At 71.7% G+C, this 18,086-nt stretch carries 17 protein-coding genes and 1 tRNA gene; 7 read left to right on the plus strand and 11 right to left on the minus strand.

Features of this window, described 5'->3' with window-relative positions:
- Positions 1-34: 34 nt before the first annotated feature.
- The 4 genes from SD460_RS08540 to SD460_RS08555 form a co-directional block, all read right to left on the minus strand.
- Positions 35-280: a hypothetical protein gene (locus SD460_RS08540; RefSeq protein WP_125308449.1), complete on the minus strand. Its 246-nt coding sequence runs from the start codon at positions 278-280 to the stop codon at positions 35-37.
- A gap of 4 nt (positions 281-284) precedes the next feature.
- Positions 285-545, minus strand: a complete 261-nt coding sequence (locus tag SD460_RS08545; RefSeq protein WP_003056176.1) for a hypothetical protein — start codon at positions 543-545, stop codon at positions 285-287.
- 566 nt (positions 546-1,111) lie between these two features.
- A tRNA-Ser gene (locus SD460_RS08550) sits at positions 1,112-1,196 on the minus strand.
- 44 nt (positions 1,197-1,240) lie between these two features.
- Positions 1,241-1,984, minus strand: coding sequence for a PP2C family protein-serine/threonine phosphatase (locus SD460_RS08555; RefSeq protein ID WP_290055316.1), 744 nt, complete (start codon positions 1,982-1,984; stop codon positions 1,241-1,243).
- A gap of 78 nt (positions 1,985-2,062) precedes the next feature.
- On the opposite strand from SD460_RS08555, the gene SD460_RS08560 reads away from it, so the two are divergent.
- Together SD460_RS08560 and SD460_RS08565 are read left to right on the plus strand one after the other, a co-directional pair.
- Positions 2,063-3,757, plus strand: a complete 1,695-nt coding sequence (locus SD460_RS08560) for an HsdM family class I SAM-dependent methyltransferase (RefSeq protein WP_318306035.1) — start codon at positions 2,063-2,065, stop codon at positions 3,755-3,757.
- Between the two features lie 8 nt (positions 3,758-3,765).
- The gene (locus SD460_RS08565; RefSeq protein WP_290055314.1) at positions 3,766-4,656 is read left to right on the plus strand and encodes a serine/threonine-protein kinase; all 891 of its coding nucleotides are present in this window, start codon (positions 3,766-3,768) and stop codon (positions 4,654-4,656) included.
- On the opposite strand, the gene SD460_RS08570 is transcribed toward SD460_RS08565, so the two are convergent.
- Complete coding sequence (locus SD460_RS08570) at positions 4,646-5,155, minus strand: hypothetical protein (protein ID WP_290055312.1); 510 nt, start codon at positions 5,153-5,155, stop codon at positions 4,646-4,648. The genes SD460_RS08565 and SD460_RS08570 overlap by 11 nt on opposite strands.
- A 206-nt stretch (positions 5,156-5,361) precedes the next feature.
- Here SD460_RS08570 and SD460_RS08575 point away from each other — a divergent pair, with 206 nt between their 5' ends.
- Positions 5,362-6,006 carry a L,D-transpeptidase gene (locus SD460_RS08575; protein ID WP_318306036.1) on the plus strand — a complete coding sequence of 215 codons (645 nt, stop codon included), beginning with the start codon at positions 5,362-5,364 and terminating at the stop codon, positions 6,004-6,006.
- A 111-nt stretch (positions 6,007-6,117) separates the two neighbouring features.
- Positions 6,118-8,952 carry a PQQ-dependent sugar dehydrogenase gene (locus tag SD460_RS08580; protein ID WP_318306037.1) on the plus strand — a complete coding sequence of 945 codons (2,835 nt, stop codon included), beginning with the start codon at positions 6,118-6,120 and terminating at the stop codon, positions 8,950-8,952.
- Between the two features lie 51 nt (positions 8,953-9,003).
- Here the strand turns inward: SD460_RS08580 and SD460_RS08585 are convergent, their stop codons facing one another.
- Positions 9,004-10,521 (minus strand): 3-hydroxyacyl-CoA dehydrogenase, encoded by a 1,518-nt coding sequence (locus tag SD460_RS08585; RefSeq protein WP_290063048.1) that lies wholly within the window; start codon positions 10,519-10,521, stop codon positions 9,004-9,006.
- A 42-nt stretch (positions 10,522-10,563) separates the two neighbouring features.
- Positions 10,564-11,238, minus strand: a complete 675-nt coding sequence (locus SD460_RS08590) for a TetR/AcrR family transcriptional regulator (RefSeq protein ID WP_290063049.1) — start codon at positions 11,236-11,238, stop codon at positions 10,564-10,566.
- A 955-nt stretch (positions 11,239-12,193) separates the two neighbouring features.
- On the opposite strand from SD460_RS08590, the gene SD460_RS08595 reads away from it, so the two are divergent.
- Complete coding sequence (locus SD460_RS08595; protein ID WP_290062971.1) at positions 12,194-12,640, plus strand: nitroreductase family deazaflavin-dependent oxidoreductase; 447 nt, start codon at positions 12,194-12,196, stop codon at positions 12,638-12,640.
- Here the strand turns inward: SD460_RS08595 and SD460_RS08600 are convergent.
- The 4 genes from SD460_RS08600 to SD460_RS08615 all read right to left on the minus strand — a co-directional run bounded on the left by SD460_RS08600 (position 12,630) and on the right by SD460_RS08615 (position 15,653).
- Positions 12,630-12,830: a hypothetical protein gene (locus SD460_RS08600; RefSeq protein ID WP_290062972.1), complete on the minus strand. Its 201-nt coding sequence runs from the start codon at positions 12,828-12,830 to the stop codon at positions 12,630-12,632. The two genes, SD460_RS08595 and SD460_RS08600, sit on opposite strands and share 11 nt — an antisense overlap.
- Before the next feature lie 9 nt (positions 12,831-12,839).
- Positions 12,840-13,505, minus strand: coding sequence for a response regulator (locus SD460_RS08605; protein WP_290062974.1), 666 nt, complete (start codon positions 13,503-13,505; stop codon positions 12,840-12,842).
- Entirely contained in the window at positions 13,502-14,656 is a 1,155-nt protein-coding gene (locus tag SD460_RS08610) for a sensor histidine kinase (RefSeq protein WP_318306038.1), read from the minus strand. The genes SD460_RS08605 and SD460_RS08610 overlap by 4 nt, the downstream gene beginning before the upstream one ends.
- Before the next feature lie 385 nt (positions 14,657-15,041).
- Positions 15,042-15,653: a hypothetical protein gene (locus SD460_RS08615; protein WP_290062708.1), complete on the minus strand. Its 612-nt coding sequence runs from the start codon at positions 15,651-15,653 to the stop codon at positions 15,042-15,044.
- A 168-nt stretch (positions 15,654-15,821) separates the two neighbouring features.
- Between SD460_RS08615 and SD460_RS08620 the strand changes: the two genes are divergently transcribed.
- Both SD460_RS08620 and SD460_RS08625 read left to right on the plus strand, forming a co-directional pair.
- Positions 15,822-16,571 carry a response regulator transcription factor gene (locus SD460_RS08620; protein ID WP_281506212.1) on the plus strand — a complete coding sequence of 250 codons (750 nt, stop codon included), beginning with the start codon at positions 15,822-15,824 and terminating at the stop codon, positions 16,569-16,571.
- On the plus strand, positions 16,549-18,057 hold the full coding sequence (locus SD460_RS08625; RefSeq protein ID WP_290062707.1) for a sensor histidine kinase: 1,509 nt from the start codon (positions 16,549-16,551) through the stop codon (positions 18,055-18,057). Before SD460_RS08620 ends, SD460_RS08625 begins: the two co-directional genes overlap by 23 nt.
- The last annotated feature ends 29 nt before the right edge of the window (positions 18,058-18,086 follow it).

Consider the following 18,086-nt stretch of genomic DNA (forward strand, 5'->3'; position numbering starts at 1 on the left):
CGGCGTCCCCAAGAAAAAGGTGTCCCTACCAGGATTACAGGCGCGACCGGTATCCGCTGACCAGGTCTTCGGCCGCGGCCAGGCGGACGAGGAGCTGGTCCAGCCCCTCGCCGGCCTGCGCGTACTGCGAAGGAAGCCAGGGATCGGCCTTGGCCTGGGCGTCCACGAGCGCCTGGCGGGCTTCCCCGAGCAGGCTCGTGGCCCGCTCGGAGTGGGCGCGCGCGTCGGCGAGTCCAGCCACGACCGCGGTCAGCAGCTGGTGCAGTTCGGCGAGCGTCATCCGGCTAGAGACGCGCCGAGTAGGAGTCAGCTGAGGAAATGCTTGCTTGGACGGTGCTCTGCAGACCATTGATGCCTTGCAGGGCTTCCGCCAGCAGTCCGTGCGCCTGGCTCACTTCGTGCTGGCTGCTGCCCTGAGTCGCTTGTGCGAGCGACTGCTGGGCTTCTTCGAGAGACTGCGCTGCCTGTTGCAGAGCGGCGATGCTCGCGGACGCCTTTTCGTTGGCGAGCGCGATGCCAGCGCGGATCTCTTCGACTCCGGCCATCGGGCCTCTACTCCTCGAAATCTCTGGTGTCGTACGGGACGGATTCCATTGAAACAGATCCAACGACTCAGCGTGATCATCTGACTTTGCCGAGTGATCGCGGGTCCGGAATCAGCAAGGCCCCGGACGTGGGAACGTCCGGGGCCGGGCCGATCACGGTCTGTGCGGGGGTCGTCCCGGCACCAGTACCGCACGCTGAAGTCGCTGGCCAGCGCTACCCCAGGTCAGAGCGGTTTTCGTGCCACTGCTGGCCTTTCTCGACAGGGGGCGGGCGAGGCGTCGCTGAGACTAGCGCGACGTGAGTAACCCGTTTCGCCCAGCCCTGTTCGTGACTGGCCGTACCCGTGGTGAATTGCGCAGCACCGAAGAGGTTTCACATTTCGGACAGCGGAAAATCTTCAGTGAGCAGCGCTGACGGGCGCTGTGTCCTCCGGCGGCAGGCGCCGACGCGAGGCGAGCCGTCCGCGCGGCCGTCTGGAGCATCGATCCCGGGCAGGCCACCGGTTCCGAGGCCGCAAACGACGAAACGCCGGGCGCGCGGCCCGGCGTTTCGCCTGATCAAACGGCGGAGGATACAGGATTCGAACCTGCGAGGGCGTGAACCCAACACGCTTTCCAAGCGTGCGCCTTAGGCCGCTCGGCCAATCCTCCGCAGGAGACGATACCGGACGCCCTTTCCGGAGTACGAAGGTGGGTCAGGCCGTGACGTCGGCCACCACGCACGTGATGTTGTCCGGTCCGCCGGCCTCGTTGGCCAGGCGGATCAGCTCCGGGATCGCCTCCGCCGGGTCGGTCACCGCCGACAGGACGTCCCGCAGTCGCGGTTCGCTGACCGGGCCGCTCAGGCCGTCCGAACAGAGCAGGTAGCGGTCGCCCTCGATCGCCGGGAAGGTCCAGATGTCCGGGGCGCCGGAACCCGCTGTCTGCAACGCCTTCATCAGCAGTGATCGCCTCGGGTGCGAATCCGCGTCTTCGGCCGCCACCCGGCCGTCTTCGACCAGTGCCTGGACGAGCGTGTGGTCGCGGGTCAGGCGGCGCAGGGCGCCGTCGCGCAGCAGATAACCGCGGGAGTCGCCGATGTGGGCCGCCGCGAACTCGACGCCGTCGAACATCAGGGCCGTCAGCGTCGTGCCCATGCCCGTCGTCTGCGGCTCCTGCGCCGCCACTTCGTGCAGGCGCTCGTCGATCGACTTGACCACGCCGGTCAGCGTCGCGGCCAGGTCGACCCCGGTGAGGTCGAGCCGCCGGAGGTCGATGTCGAGTTCGCGCAGCACGTCCACCGCGGTCGCGCTGGCGACCTCGCCGTACGGCTGGCCACCGATGCCGTCGGCGACGGCGAGCAGGTGGGAACTCGCGTACACCGCGTCTTCGTTGACCTGGCGACGCTGCCCGACGTCCGACCCCGCGGCGTACCGCAGGACGTACCGATCGTGTGTCATGTTCCCCATGTAAGCATTGGTTGACTGAGTTCACAAGCATCTCGGCTGAATGGAGCATCCTCCGATAGAGTCCTCGCCATGGACGACGACGCCACGGTCAGCGCGGCCGACATCGCGCGGCTCGCCGGGGTCGGGCGGGCCGCGGTGAGCAACTGGCGCCGCCGCTACCCGGACTTCCCGCCGCCGGTCGGCGGCACGGCGTCGAGTCCGTTGTTCGGCCTGTCCGCCGTCGCCGCTTGGTTCGAAGCCCGCGGCAAGCCGTTCGAGCTGAGTGAGGGCGAGCGCGCCTGGCAGCGCCTGCGCGCCCTCGGCGACGACCTCGGCCTCGCCGAGCGCGTGAGCCGCGCGGGCGCCTTCTTCGCTTTCCAGGCCGGGATCTCCGACACCTTCGACCGCGAGCTCGACGACCCCGAACTGCTCACGCTGCTCAGCGAGATGACGCACCGCGCGGGCCCGGTCGAAGCGTTCGAACTGGTGTGCCGCCGGTACTTCGAGGCGCACTCGCGGCGGCTGTCGGCCACGCCGGAGCCGATCGCCGAGCTGATGGCGCGGCTGGTCGGCCCGGTCTCGACGATCCTCGACCCCGCGTGCGGCTTCGGCGCGCTCGCGCTGGCGAGCGGCGCGAAAACCGTGCTGGGACAGGACAGCGACCCGATGACAGCGTCGATCGCGGCGCTGCGGCTCCGGCTGCGCGGCCTCGAGGCGGAGGTTCAGCCGGCCGACGCGTTGCGCGAAGACGCCTTCGCCGGGCGGACCGCGGAAGCCGTGCTGTGCGATCCGCCGTTCAACGAACGCGCCTGGGGTCACGACGAACTCGTCGGCGACGAGCGCTGGGAGTACGGCCTCCCGCCGCGCGGCGAGCCCGAACTCGCCTGGGTCCAGCACTGCCTCGCGCACGTCGAACCCGGTGGCGCGGTGGCGATCCTGATGCCGGGCGCGGCGGCCGGGCGGCGCAGCGGCAAGCGCATCCGCGGCAACCTCCTGCGCGCGGGCGCGGTCCGCGCGGTCGTCACGCTGGCGCCGGCCGGCCCCGACCTTTGGCTGCTGCGGCGGCCGGTCCCCGGCGAACGCCCGCCGTCCACCGTGCTGCTCGGCGAGGCGGGTGACGATCTGTCCACAGCGGACGAAATGTGGCGGGAGTTCCTCGCCCACCCGGAAACCGGCGTCCGGATCATCGACCTGCTCGACGACGACGTCGACCTGACCCCGGCCCGGCGCCGCACCAGCGACGAGGACCCCGGGCAGGCGTTCGAGGTCCTGCGGAGCCGGTTCACCGGGCTCGTGCCGGAGCTGCCGCCGCTCGAAGCGGCGGACGGCGAGCCCGCGTTCACGACGATCGGCGAGCTGGTCAAGGCCGGCGTCGTCGAGGTACGGCACGCGGCGGCCCGCGCGGACGCCGAGCACCCGCTCGCCGAGGCGGGCGACGTCGTGGCGTCGGTGACCGGGATCGCGTACGTCCACAGTGGACCGACGCGGCCGGTGGGCGCCGGGCTCAGCGTGTACCGCGTCGACCCCGGCCGGCTGGACGCGGACTTCCTCGCCGGTTGCCTGCGCGCGGCCGACCTGCCCGCCACGTCCGCCTCGACCCGGATCGACGGCAGGCGAGTGCGGATCCCGCGGGTCCCGATCGCGGTCCAGCGCGAATACGGCCAGGTCTTCCGGAACCTCGCGGAGTTCGACACCGTCCTGCGCCAGGCGGCCGAAACGGGCCGTGAGCTGGTGCGGCTAGGCTTCGCGGGACTTGTCGAAGGACGGCTCCGCCCGGGCCGATAGGGGAACGGATGCTGATCGCCGACCGCTACGAGCTCGACGAGCTGCCGCTCGGCCGCGGCGGGATGGGCGCGGTGCACGGCGGTTTCGACCGCAGGCTCGGCCGGCGCGTGGCGATCAAGCTGCTCCGGCTGCCGGGCCGCGACGAAGAACTGGAAGCCCGGTTCGCGCGCGAGGCGCGGATCCTGGCGACGCTCGACCACCCCGGCGTGCCGGCGCTGTACGACTACGGCACGCACGACGACCGGTTGTTCCAGGTCATGCAGTTCGTCGAGGGCGTGACCGTGGCCGATCTGCTCGCCGAGCACGGGCCGCTGCCGGTTTCGTGGGCCGCGGCGATCGCGGCGCAGGCCTGCGCGGTGCTGACCGCCGCCCACGCGCTCGCGGTGTGCCACCGCGACCTCAAGCCGTCCAACCTGATGCTCGGGCCCGACGGCGGCGTGAAGGTGATGGACTTCGGGCTCGCCGTGCTGCGGGAAGCCGATGCCGCGCAGTTCACGCGGGCCGGGCAGCTGCTCGGGACGCCGTCTTACATGGCTCCCGAGCAGATCCAGCGGGGCGGCGCCGAACCACGCAGCGACCTCTACGCGCTGGGCTGCGTGCTGCACGAGATGCTCACCGGGCGGCGGCTCTTCGACGGGCCCACGGCGTACGCGGTGTTCGAGCGGCAGGTCAAGGAGCTGCCGCCGCCGGTCCGCGGCGTCCCGAAGCAGCTCAACGCCCTGCTCGCCGAGGTGCTGGCGAAGGAGCCCGAGGCCCGGCCGTCCGGCGCGGCCGAGCTGTACGAGCGGCTCGGCGGGTTCGTCGGCGGGCTGCCGCCGCTGCCCGGGTTCCTGGTGCCGCCGTCGGTGCCCAGCCCGGGCCGGATGTACGCGCGGATGCTGGGCCGGGTCAGCGACTGAGCGCTGCCGGGCGCCGTTCGGCCAGCGGCAGGCCGCGGCGCTGCACGCGGAGGTAGGTCGTCGCGTTCTGCACCGCGATGCTGACGCCGAGGGTGAGCGCGATCGACGCCGAGGTCAGCGGGCCCGCGACCCCCAGCGCGGTCCCGAGCGCGACCAGGCCGATCCGGACCGCGACGGTCAGCGCCCACAGCCCGACCGTGATCGCCGAGCCCTTCTGGAACGTCGTGCCGCCGCGCTCGGTGAGCGTCGTGGTCGTGCTGCGCAGGACGCCGAGGCCGGCGAGCACCACCAGGTCGGCGACGAGCAGGGCGAGCTCGCCGGCGGACGTGCCGGGCAGCGCTTTCAGCGCCAGGTAGCCACCGACCGCGGTCAGCACGAGCGGGAGCGTGACCAGCGACTTGCGGTCGAGCAGCGTGCCGCGGACCTGCCGGTAGACGACCCGGTAGAGGACGAGCACCGCGATGGCGGCGTAGAGCAGGACGTTGGCTGCGGTGGGCATGGCCGGGCTCCTCGGTTCGTCAGGTGCTCCCAGCTTCGGCCGGTGGCGGCCCGGTCACGTCGGCGCGGGGATCGGGCCCGGGTGGATTCCGGGCTCAACCCACGGGTTGAGCCCGGATCGTGACCTTCACCGACGAACCTCTACCGGGTGACTGCCGTCTTTACGGATGTCCCAAGCGATGATCGAGACACTGGGGGTACCGGATCGTGAAGAGGCTTCTGGCGGGAGCGGCCGCACTGGCCACCGCCTTCGTGCTGGCCGCCTGCTCCGGTGGCGGGGGTGCGGCCGGCGGGCCGAACGCGGGCGGCGGGGCCGTCGCGGCGGCGGGCACCGGCGGCGGCACGCCGACGACGTCGAGCGCCGCGCCGACCACCACGCCCACCCCGACGACGTCGAGCGCGAGCCCGACGCCCACGACGTCCAAGCCGGCCCCCACCACGACCAAGCCGAAGCCCAAGCCGAAGCCGGCGCCCGCGGCGAACCCGGGCGTGCCGTGCGCGGCGGCGGCCGCGGCTTCGGGCACCGCGGCCTGCGTCGACCTCTCGGCGCACCAGGCGTGGCTGCTGCAGGGCGGCAAGGTCGTCTACGGGCCGGTGAAGATGCTGCCGGGCCGCAAGGGCTACGCGACTCCGACCGGCACGTTCCACGTGCTGTCGAAGGAAAAGATGCACCTGTCGAAGGAGTTCGACAACGCGGAGATGCCGAACTCGGTGTTCTTCTACCCCGGTGACGCATTTCACACCGGAAGCCTTTCGGTGTATTCGCACGGCTGCATCCACCTGTCGCCCGCCGCGTCCCTGAAGTTCTTCAACACGTTGCACGTCGGTGACGTCGTGCAGGTGGTCCCGTAACGCGTTACCAGGCAATACGGACAGTAGGTCACAGTCCGATAAATTCACTCTGACGAGTGCAACTGGCCCCCCTGTTCAGGCGATAAGTGATCGCTTGGGAAGGGGGGCCAAATGGCCTTGCGAAAACTTCGCGCACTCCGTCACGCCTTCGTGGCGGCAGTTTTGACCGGGGCGATGTTGCCCGTCGTGGCCACGGGGGTGGCGACGGCGGCGACTGCGCTTCCGCAGGGGTTCGTGCTGCGGGACACCAGCGCCGGACTGGGGCAAGAACCACTCACCGACTTCGCGTACCTGCCGGACAACTCGGTGCTCGTCACCGGCAAGAGCGGCACCGTCCGCTGGCTGCCGGCCGACGGCTCGGCGGGCCGGGCGCTCACGCAGCTCCCGGTCCGGACCAACGAGGACCTGGGGCTCGTCGGTCTGGCCGTGGCGCCGGACTACGCGACGTCGCACACGATCTACCTGACGCGCTCGATCAACCAGACCAGCGGTTTCGTCATGCGGCTGGCGCGGTTCACGGTCACCGTGGACACGGCGGGCGCGCCGACCGGGCTGACCGGTGAGCAGACGCTGTTCGAGGTGCCGGGCATCTTCAACGTGCACGGCATCGACGAGGTCGTCGCCGCCACCGACGGGACGCTCTGGCTGTCCATCGGCGACAACGGCGACTTCCGGCAGGCCGACCCGGGTTCGCTGCGCGCCCAGGACGTCAACCAGCCGTACGGGAAGGTCTTCCACCTGGCCGCCGACGGCAAGGGTGTGCCGGCCAACCCGTACTACGACGCGGCCAACCCGGGCTCGACCGCGAGCAAGGTGTTCGCGCGCGGGTTCCGCAACCCGTTCCGGTTCAGCATCGACCCGAACCTCGGCCTGCCGGTCGCCGGTGACGTCGGCTGGAGCAACTGGGAGGAGGTCGACGTCGTCCAGCGTGGTTCGAACCAGGGGTGGCCGTGCTGGGAGGGCAACCACCCGACGCCGGGCTTCAGCGGCTTCGCCGAGTGCGCCGGCGTGGCGAACCAGCCGCCGATCTTCGAGTACCAGCACGGCAACGGCGTCATGCAGGGCAACAGCGTGAGCGGCGGGATCGTCTACAACGGATCCAGCTACCCCGCCTCCTACCGCGGTTCCTACTTCTTCGGCGACTACGTGACGAAGAAGATCTGGACCCTGCGCTACGACAAGCAGGGCCAGCTCACGCAGGCTCCGGAGAACCCGCCGGTCTTCACCGACATCGGCGGTCCGGTCAAGTTCGCGGCGGCGCCGAACGGCGACATCGTCTACGCCGACATCCTGTCCGGCAACCTGCGGCGGCTGACCTACTCGGCCAACAACACCGCGCCGGTCGCCAAGGCCACGTCGGTGACGGACCCGGACACCCGCACCGTTTCGTTCGACGGTTCGGCTTCGGTCGACTACGACAACGACCTGCTGAAGTACGACTGGGACTTCGGGGACGGGAACACCGTGACCGACGCCGGTCCCAAGGTGTCGCACGCCTACGCGGCGGGCACCGAGGCGTTCACCGCGAAGCTGACCGTCCGCGACCCGCTGGGCGCCACCGACACGACCAGCATCGCGGTCGCGCCGGGCAACCACACCCCGGTGGTCACCCTCACCACGCCGGGTGACACCGCGACCTTCGCGGTCGACCAGCAGGTTTCACTGAGCGGCACCGCGACCGACGCGGAGGACGGCACGCTGCCGATCACCTGGAGCACGACGGTGCGGCACTGCCCGAGCGAGGCGACGTGCCACTCGCACCCGGGGGCCGGCGGCACCGGGGAAAGCTTCGCGGCGCCGTTCACCGAGCACCCGGACTCGCGGATGGAGTTCACCGCGACGGTGACCGACAGCGCGGGCGTCACGACGTCCAAGACGTACACGGCGTGGCCGCGCGAGCACCGGATCACCCTGGTCAGCACGCAGCCCGCGGCGCTGAGCATCCCGGTCGAGGGCGGCGTCAGCACGGCCATGGTCGCCGAGGGCGCCACGTTCGACGTCGAAGCGTCGGCGAAGGCCATCGACGGCGTGTCGACGTTCTCCGGCTGGCAGGGCGGCCCGACGGACCAGAAGTGGATCGTCACCGTCGGCACGACCGACATGACGCTGACGGCGAACTACGCGACCCCGATCGACCAGCGCTACAACGCCGACCCGGCGCTGCAGGCGAAGCTGGGCGCGCCGACGGCGGCCGAGGTCACCGACGGCCCGGTCCACTACCGGGTCTACGCGAACGGCCGGCTGTACTGGAGTGCCGTGGGTGGCACGAAGTTCGTGACCGGCCCGGTGCTCGACAAGTACGTCGCGTTCGGCGGCCACAGCGTCCTCGGCCCGCCGACGTCGGACACCGCGGCCACGCCGGACGGGGTGGCGCAGTACAGCCACTTCGTGAACAACGGCAACGTCGGTTCGATCTACTACACGGCCGCGACGGGTGCGCACGCGCTCTACGGTGAAATTCGGAAGAAGTGGGCGGCGCTGGACTACGAGCGTGGTCTCGGCTACCCGACGACCGACGAAGCCGGTACGCCGGACGGGGTCGGCCGGTACAACCACTTCGTCAAGGGTGGCAACGTCGGCTCGATCTACTACACGGCCGCGAACGGCGCCCACGCGATCTTCGGTGAGATCCGGAAGAAGTGGGCGGAGTACGGGTACGAGCGCGGGCTCGGCTACCCGACGACCGACGAAGGCGTTACGCCGGACGGGGTCGGGCGCTACAACCACTTCAGCCTCGGGCACTCGATCTACTACACGGTGGCGACCGGTGCGCACGCCGTGAAGGGCGAGATCCGCAAGCGCTGGGCGGCGCTCGGGTGGGAGCGGTCCTACCTGCGGTACCCGACGACCGACGAGTACGTGACGAACGGGGTGTACCGCAGCGACTTCCAGGGCGGCTACATCACGTTCACGCTCGCGGGCGGGGCCGTCGACCGTCCTTGGTGAACTGAGCGGTGAAAAGCGGGCCGTCCCTTCGGGGGCGGCCCGCTTTTTCTTTCAGGACCGCAGATCCGCCGGTGTCGTCCCGGCCGACGTCAGCGGGAGGCCGAGTGCGACGCGCTCGGCGAGCCACGGACTCGGCCGGTAGCGCGGGTCGCCGGTGGTCGCCGCGAGGCCGCGCAGGATGCGCAGCACGACGTCGCCGCCGACGAGGTCGCCCCAGGCCAGCGGACCACGCGGGTAGCCGAGCCCGAGGCGGACTGCCGTGTCGATGTCCTGCGGCGTCGCCAGGTGCTGGCCCGCGATGAAGCACGCCGTGTTGACGATGGAAGCCAGCAGGCGCTGGGCGATCGGGGCCGGCCCGTCGCGGACGACGGTCACCGGGTGGCCGGTCGCGGCCAGCGCGCCCCAGGCGGCGCGGCCCACCGCCGGGTCGAGACCGGGGTGCACCGACATCGTCAGCCGGCGTTCGTAGCCGCCGAGCGGGTCGACGCCGGCGACCCTTTCCAGCGGCAGCCCGGCGCGGGTCCCGGCGTCCACTGTGGACTCGCCGTAGAGCGGCACGAGCAGGACCGCGTCCGGGTAGGCCTGGGACACCACGTGCACACCCGCCGACGACAGCGCGCGGGCGAGGTGCTCGTCCGCGGTGAACACCGGGCTCGACGGCTTCGGCGGCGCCGCCGGCTCGTCGGTGACCTGCTGCTTGCCGTCGGCGTAGGAGTAGAAGCCTTCGCCGTTCTTCCGCCCGAACAACCCGGCGGCGACCCGCGGCCGCGTCAGCCACGACGGCCGCAGCCGCGGGTCGCCGTGGAAGCCGCTCCAGATGCTTTCGAGGACGGCGTGCGAGACGTCGAGGCCGGTGAGGTCGAGCAGTTCGAACGGGCCCAGCTTCAGCCCGAGCACGTCCCGGGCGACGCGGTCGACGTCGGCGGGCTCGGCCAGCGCCTCGGTCAGGATCTGCAGCGCTTCGGTGTTCAGCCCGCGGCCGGCGTGGTTGACCAGGAAGCCGGGCGCGTCCTTGGCCAGCACCGGCTCGTGGCCCCAGCCCCGCACCAGCTCGAGCGCCTCGCCGGGCAGCCAGTCGTGCGTGCGCGCGCCGGGCACCACCTCGACCAGGCGCATCAGCGGCACGGGGTTGAAGAAGTGCAGCCCGACGAGCCGGCCGGGCTCGGCCAGTTCGGCGGCGATCTCGGTGACCGACAGCGAACTGGTGTTGGTCGCGAAGATCGTCTCCTGTGGACAGACACGTTCGAGCGCGGCGAACAGGGCCCGTTTGGTCGCGATGTCTTCCCGCACGGCTTCGACGACGAGGTCGACGCCCTCCGCCGGAGCATCGGGCGCGGCCACGGCGACCAGCCGCCCCTTCACCGCCGCCGGGTCGTCGAGCTTGCCCTTCGAAGCGAGCTTGTCGACCATCCCGCCGACGTACGCGACGGCGTCGTCGACAGCCTCGCGGCGGACGTCGGCCAGCTCGACGGTCACACCCGCGGTCGCGGCCAGCTGGACGATCCCGCGGCCCATCACCCCGGTCCCGATCACCCGGATCCTGCTGACCTTCCCGGCCCACCCCGTCACGTCGCCCGCCTTTCCGTCGGCCTTTTGGCGTGACGGTACCGCCTAGAGGCCGACGAACTCGGCCATCCGCCTCGCCGTGTGGGCGAAGAACGCGTCCGCCGGGTCGACGCTGCCGACGTACTGGCCGAAGAGGTCGAAGCTGATCGCGCCGAACAGCTGGGTCCACGCCATCAGCAGCCGCGTCACGGTCTCGGGCCCGGCGACGATCCCGAGTGCCTTGGTGAGCGTCAGCGCCTGGGCCCGCAGCTCGGCCGGGACCTCGCTGGCCGCGCGGACCTCGGTGTCGGTGTTCGCGAGGACCTTGACCAGCGCGAGCGCGACCCGGGCAGCCGGGGCGACGGTGTCCTGGGGTGCTTCGTACCCGGGGATCGGTGAGCCGTAGATCAGCGCGTACTCGTGGGGGTGGGCTCGGGCCCAGTCCCGCGTTCCGTTCCAGATCGCCAGCCAGCGGTCTTGGGGGTCGCCTTTGCCGGGGTCGGCCTTTTCGGCCGCTTCGCCGATTGCGTTGTAGGCGTCGACGATCAGGTCCGTCAGCAGGTGGTCTCGGCTGGGGAAGTAGCGGTAGAGGGCGGAGGAGACCATGCCCAGCTCGCGGGCCACCGCGCGCAGGGACAACCCGTGCGCCCCGACGTCGGCGAGCTGGCGGCGGGCTTCGTCTTTGATCTCCTGGGTGAGTTCGGCGCGGGCGCGTTCGCGGGCGGTGCGGGTCGCGGTCATGGCGATCAGTGTGCCACGACGAGAGCGGCGCACCAAGTCGAGAGCAGTGCTCTGTTCAGTGAGCGGCAGCTTTTTGAGTGCTGCTCTGTTCCGAGAGCACTGCTCTCGATTCGGGGCGGCCTGTGCTGCGCCAGGTCGCCGCTCGCTACGGCCGGGGCGCGGCGTGCGCCGGCTTCGGCGACCCGCCGAGGTTGGCCGGCGTGCTCGGCGAGGTCGACGCGAAGGTGCGACCGCGGCCGCGACCGCGGCCGCGAGCATGTCCGCGACCGCGACCGCGACCGCGACCGCATCCGCAACTCGGCTGCGATCGCGACCGCATCCGCAACTCGGTCGCGACCGCGACCGCATCCGCAACTCGGTCGCGACCGCGACCGGGCTGCGGCCGCAGCCCGGTCGCTCCCTCGGCCCCGACGCCGACTCCTACTGCGACCGCGACCGCGACTCCCACCGCGACTCGCACCGCGACTCCCGCTGCGACCGCGACTACGACCACGACGGTGACCGAGGTTGAGGCCGAGATCGAGACCGGGAACGCGAGCGAGCTGACCGTGGCCCCGACTGTCGTCGGGTTCTGGTTGCGGGCGTGTTTGCGGGAAGCCGGGGCGCGGTCGCTGCGATCGTGCGGGCACGGCGAGAGCGGTGCGCCAGGTGGAGAGCAGTGCTCTGGTTGATGAGCGGTGTTCGGGCGTTCAGTCGCTCCGAGTCGAGAGCGCTGCTCTCCAAAGTGTTCGGAGTGTCCGATCTTGCCGCCGGCTCCTGCGGGCGTGGGCGTGGGCATGGGTGCGGGCGTGGGCGCATGTACGGGTGCGGAGGCTTGGGGTGTCGACTTGGTGATCAGCGCACTGTGTCGAGAGCGACGCACAGAAAAGAGAGCGGTGCTCTTGACAGTGAGCGCCGCTCGGGTGTTCACTGCTCTTAACCGAGAGCACTGCTCTCCCAAACCTCGGAGGACACCATGCCCGCCGCCCGTTACGTCGAGCCGAAGAAGTCCACCAGTCTCTTCAACGAGATGGTCGCCAAGCTGACCAGGATGGGGCTGAGCGTCTGGGGCAGTCGGGTGCTGACCGTCGTCGGGCGTAAGACCGGCGAGCCTCGGTCGGTTCCGGTGAACCTGCTGACCGTTGACGGCGTTCGGTACCTCGTCGCGCCGCGGGGGGAGACGCAGTGGGTGCGGAACCTGCGCGTCGCCGGTGAAGGGACGCTTCGGGTCGGGAAGCGCGTCGAGGGGTTCACGTTCCGGGAGCTGGCCGACGACGAGAAGCCGGGCATCCTGCGCGCCTACCTGAAGCGCTGGAAGTTCGAGGTCGGCGTGTTCTTCGACGGCGTCGACGCCAAGGCCTCCGACGAGAAGCTGCGTGAGATCGCGCCGGGCTACCCCATTTTCGAAATTTTCACGAAGTAGGTTTGCGCCGCCGCGTCAGGTTGGCTGCGATCAGGACCACGCCGACCAGGATCGCGGCAAGTCCGATCAGGAACCACAGCTTCTGGCCGGTCATGAAACTGCCCGTGACGACGCCGATGCCCTGCAACACCCAAACCGCGCCGACCAGTACGAGCACGACCCCGGCCGCCAGGGTGATCCACCGCCTCATCGGGTCAGCTTAGGCCGGTCGCTCGTCCGGCACGAGTTTGTGGCGGTACGCGTAGACGACAGCGTGCACGCGGTCGGGCAGCCCGAGCTTGCTCAGCACCCGCGACACGTGGGTCTTGACTGTCTCCTCGCCGACGTGCAGGCGCCGCGCTATTTCCGCGTTGCTGCACGCATTCGCCAGCAAGAGCAGCACCTCGCGTTCGCGGGACGTCAGCCGGGCCAGCTCGGGGGGTTCGGCGGACGCGGGTTCGAGCACCGACGTGAACTTCGCGACCAACCGCCTCGTCACCGACGGGTCGATCAGCGCGTCGCCGCGGGCGGCCACGCGCATCGCCGCGACCAGCTCCTCCGGCGCCAGGCTCTTCAGCAAGAACCCGCTCGCGCCGGCGCGCAACGCGCGGTAGACGTACTCGTCGGCGTCGTAGGTGGTCAGCACCAGGACACGCGTGTCGTTGCCCGGCGCGGCGAGGATCGCTTCGGTCGCGGCGAGGCCGTCGAGGCGGGGCATGCGGACGTCGAGGACGGCGACGTCCGGGCGCAGCCGCGCGGTCTCGGTGACGGCTTCGCGGCCGTCGGAGGCTTCGCCGACGCAGGTGAAGTCGGGCTGGGTGTCGAGCAGCGCGCGCATGCCGGAGCGGAACATCGCGTGGTCGTCGGCCAGCAGGACGCGGATCATGTGCTCTCCACCGGGAAGGTCGTGCGCAGCTGCCAGTGCTCGTCGGCCTCGCCGTAGGAGACCTGGCCGCCGAACAGGGTGACGCGCTGGCGGATGCCCGCCAAGCCGCGGTGCGCGTGCTCGTTCTGCCGCGGGCGGTCGGGGCGGAGCCCGTTCGTCACCGTGAGCACGACTTCGGTCCGGCCGTGGTTCAGCTCCACCTCGACCGGGCCTTCGCCGTGGCGGAGCGCGTTGGTCAGGGCTTCCTGCGCGATCCGGTACAGGGCGACGTCGAGCGAGCCGGGCAGTTCGCGGGGCTCGCCGCGCAGGGTCAGCCGGGTGGGGAGGCCGGCCGCGCGGACGGTCTCGACCAGCTCGTCGAGGTTGTCCAAGCCGGGTTGCTCGGCCTGGGTTTCCGCGTGCAGCAGGTCGAGCAGCCGTCGGAGGTCGGCCATCGCCGAACGGCTGGCCGATTCGACCGCGCCGAGGGACTTCCGCACCGGCGAGTCGCCGGCGGGGAGGCCGAGGCGGGCCGCGCCGGCGTGCACGCCGATGGCGCTGACGTGGTGGGAAATGACGTCGTGCAGGTCGCGTGCGATCGTCGTGCGCTCCTCGAGCACGGCCCGGCGCACGGCCTCTTCTTCGTGCTGGCGGCGTTCGTCGGCCGCGCGTTCGAGGTCGGCGATGTACGCGCGGCGTGCGGTCGTGTACCGGCCGACCAGCCACGGCAGGAGCGCGCTCACGCTGACGCTGATGGCGGTCAGCCGCCAGTCGGCCGCGGTCCGGCCGCCGCCTTCGATGCAGCCGGCCGTGACGCCGATGAGCAGGGCGAGGAGCGCGAGGACGGCGGGTTTCGGCCGCAGCCAGGCCCCGGCGCGGTAGCCGGCGATGAGGATGCCGGAGTTGTTGCCGACGACGTACCCCGCGCAGGTGCAGAGGAGGAGCGGCGAGGCGGCGAAGAGCACGGCGTGCGCGAGCGCGACCCAGCCGGAGTGGCGGGCGGCGCCGGCGAGCGCGACGTTCACGGCGATGCCGCCGAGCAGCACCGCCCAGGCCCGCCAGCCCGCTTCGCCGAGCGGGCCGCGGAGGGCGAACAGGGCGGCGTCGCAGACCACGCAGACGAGCGCGACCAGCAGCGACTGGCGCCTCAGCGACCCCCTGATGTCCGGCACACCCGCAACTGTGCCCTAACGCGGCCGCCCGGTGGGCGGGAATGCGCCGAGGTGGTGGGTGGGGTGGGTGGCCGGGTGGTCGGGAACGCCCCGCGGCGGGAGAGGTAGGCGGCGGCGCGGTGGTCGGGAACGTGCCGAGGTGGCGGAGGGGTGGGTGGCGGCGCGGTGGTCGGGAATGCGCCGAGTGGTGGGAGCCGAGGTGGTGGGAGAGGTAGGCGGCTGCGCGGTGGTCGGGAATGCCCCGACGGGGCGGGAGGGGTGGGCGGCCGCGAGGTGGTCAGGAACGCCCCGTGGCGGCGGCGCGGTGGTCGGGAACGCCCCGACGCGGCGGGAGGGGTACGCGGCGTCGGGGCGATCCCTGGAAGGGGAAGCCGGAGCGGAGCCGTCAGCTGGTGGGGCGGCCCGGGTAGTCGCCGCTGCGGCGCTGGCCCGGCTGGCGCTGGCCCTCGAAGCCCTGGCCCAGTGACGTCGCCGTCGCGGTCTGGCCGTCGACCTTCGCCACTACCGTCACGTTCGTGGCGCCCTGCTTCACGTCGCCCGTCTTCTGGGTCGACGAGTCGATCGTGTACGTCTGCTTGTAGCCGTCCTTGCTGGTCAGCGTCACCGACGTGGCGCTCAGCTCGGTCACGTCGCCGGTCTGCAGGCGCTCGGTCGTGTAGCCGCCGTTGGGGTCGGCCACGACGAAGTCGCCGTGCAGGGCGTCGCGCATCGCGGCCAGGCCGCCGCCGAATCCGCCGCCCGGCATGCCCTGGCCGCGGAACTGACCGCCGCCCGGGCCGCCGAAGCCGCCGGGGCCCTGTGCGGTGTTGTCGGCGCTGCTGGTGCCGGCCCAGATCGCCGCGCCGCCGCCGGCCGCGATGACCACCGCGATGCCGGCCGCGATCGCCGTCTTCTTGCCGGACCAGCCCTTCTTCTGGGCGGCTGGGGCCGGGTCGCCCCAGTTGGCGGGGGCCGGCTCGCCCTGGGGTGGCGTGGTCGGCGTCGGCTCGGTCGTCATCGTGTCCTCCGGTGGTGCCCACACTGGTCCCGATCAGGTTCGCCGCCCAGGCTGTGTTTGAGCTGTGCGGGGCGTCAGCGGGTGCTGTGCCTCGACCGGGCGAACTCTCACAGGGAACGCACAGCGAGTGCACAGCGAACACCGACGGTGGGCCGGGAAGGTGGCACCATGACCGCTATGAACGCCACGTCACCGGGCCCTGGCAAGGCCGACCTGCGCCGGGCCGACGGCAGTCCCGTGCGGGTGCTCGTCGTCGACGACGAGTCGACGCTGGCCGAGCTCGTGTCGATGGCCCTGCGGATGGAGGGCTGGGAGGTGCGCAGCGCGGGCGACGGCACGGAGGCCGTCCGGATCGCGCGCGACTTCCGCCCCGACGCCGTCGTCCTGGACGTGATGCTCCCCGACTTCAGCGGCCTCGAGGTGCTGCGGCGCATGCGGTCCGAGGCGCCGAACCTGCCGGTGCTGTTCCTGACGGCGAAGGACGCGGTCGAGGACCGCATCGCCGGGCTCACCGCGGGCGGCGACGACTACGTCACCAAGCCCTTCAGCCTCGAAGAGGTCGCCCTGCGGCTGCGCGCGCTGCTGCGCCGCGCGGGCGGGGTCACCGGCGCGAGCGGGTCGCAGCTGGTCGTCGGCGACCTCACCCTGGACGAGGACAGCCGCGAAGTGCACCGCGGCGGCGACCTGGTGCCGCTGACCGCGACCGAGTTCGAGCTGCTGCGCTACCTCATGCGCAACCCCAAGCGGGTGCTGTCGAAGGCCCAGATCCTGGACCGCGTCTGGAGCTACGACTTCGGCGGCCAGGCCAACATCGTCGAGCTCTACATCTCCTACCTGCGCAAGAAGATCGACGCCGACCGCGAGCCGATGATCCACACCATGCGGGGCGCCGGGTATGTCCTCAAGCCAGCGGGCTGAACCGAAGCGCGCGCGCCGGCCGTGGTCGCTGCGCCGGCGGCTGATCGTCCAGCTCGCCGCCCTGCTCGCGCTGGTGTGCCTGGTCGTCGGCGTCGTGACGGAGTTCGCGCTGAGCGAGTTCCTGGTGCGCCAGCAGGACGAGCGGCTCGCGGCCGCCACCGACCGCGCGACGCACGGCCGCGGCGAGCCGGGGCCGTGGCCCTACGGCGAGGCACCGCCGCCGGACCCGCTGCGCGTGCTGGGCCAGGGCGACGGCACGCTCGCGGTGGTCCAGAACGGCTCCGGGTACACGGCGGGCGTGCTCGACTCGAGCGTCGGTTCGCCGTTGAAGCGCAAGGCGCCGTTCCGGGGCATGCCGGTGGAGCAGGCGCTGACGCTGCTCGCGCTGCCGTCGGACGGGAAGCCGCACAGCATCGACCTCGGTGGCAACCTCGGGCCGTACCGGGTCGTCTCGTCGACGTCGCCGGGCGGCCAGCGCACGGTCATCGGCCTGCCGCTCAAGGACGTCAACGAAACGCTGTGGCGGCTCGGGTTCATCCTCGGTGGCGTCGCGCTCGCCGGGATCCTGGTGGCGGGCGCGGTCGGCGCGGCGACGATCCGGCGCACGATGAAGCCGCTCGACCGGCTGGCCGCGACCGCGACGCGGGTGTCGGAGCTGCCGCTGGACCGCGGCGAAGTCGCGCTGTCGGAACGCGTCCCGGACGCCGACACCGACCCGGGCACCGAGGTCGGCAAGGTCGGCTCGGCGCTGAACCGGATGCTGCAGCACGTCGCGAACGCGCTCACCGCGCGGCACGCGAGCGAGAACCGCGTCCGCCAGTTCGTCGCGGACGCGAGCCACGAACTGCGCACGCCGCTGGCCGCGATCCGCGGGTACGCCGAGCTGACCCGCCGCAGCGGCGAGCAGGTGCCGCCGGACGTCGCCTTCGCGATGAGCCGCGTCGAGTCGGAGTCGCGCCGGATGACGACGCTGGTCGAGGACCTGCTGCTGCTCGCGCGCCTCGACTCCGGCCGGCCGGTGGTGCACGAGTGGGTGGACCTGTGCCGGCTGGTGGCCGACGCGGTCGCGGACGCGCACGTCGCGGGCCCGGACCACAAGTGGCTGATGGACGTCCCCGGCGAGCCGATCGGCGTCCTCGGCGACGCGGGTCAGCTGCACCAGGTGGTGATCAACGTGCTGGCCAACGCGCGCACGCACACCCCGGCGGGCACGACGGTGACCACCGCTTTGTCCACTTCGGACGGAACGGTCCGCCTCCACGTGGCCGACGACGGCCCCGGCATCCCGCCGGACGTCCTCCCGGACGTCTTCGAGCGCTTCGCCCGCGGCGATAATTCGCGGTCCAGGGCCGCGGGGAGCACGGGTCTCGGGCTGGCGATCGTGGCCGCGGTGGTCGGCGCGCACGGCGGCCGGGTCGGGGTGCGGAGCCGGCCGGGACGCACGGAGTTCGAGATCACGTTCCCGGCGGCACCCTCGCCCTCGTGAGTGATAAGGCGGGTTAGAACCGCCCTGAA

The organism is Amycolatopsis solani, from assembly GCF_033441515.1.
Taxonomy (GTDB): Bacteria; Actinomycetota; Actinomycetes; order Mycobacteriales; family Pseudonocardiaceae; genus Amycolatopsis; species Amycolatopsis solani.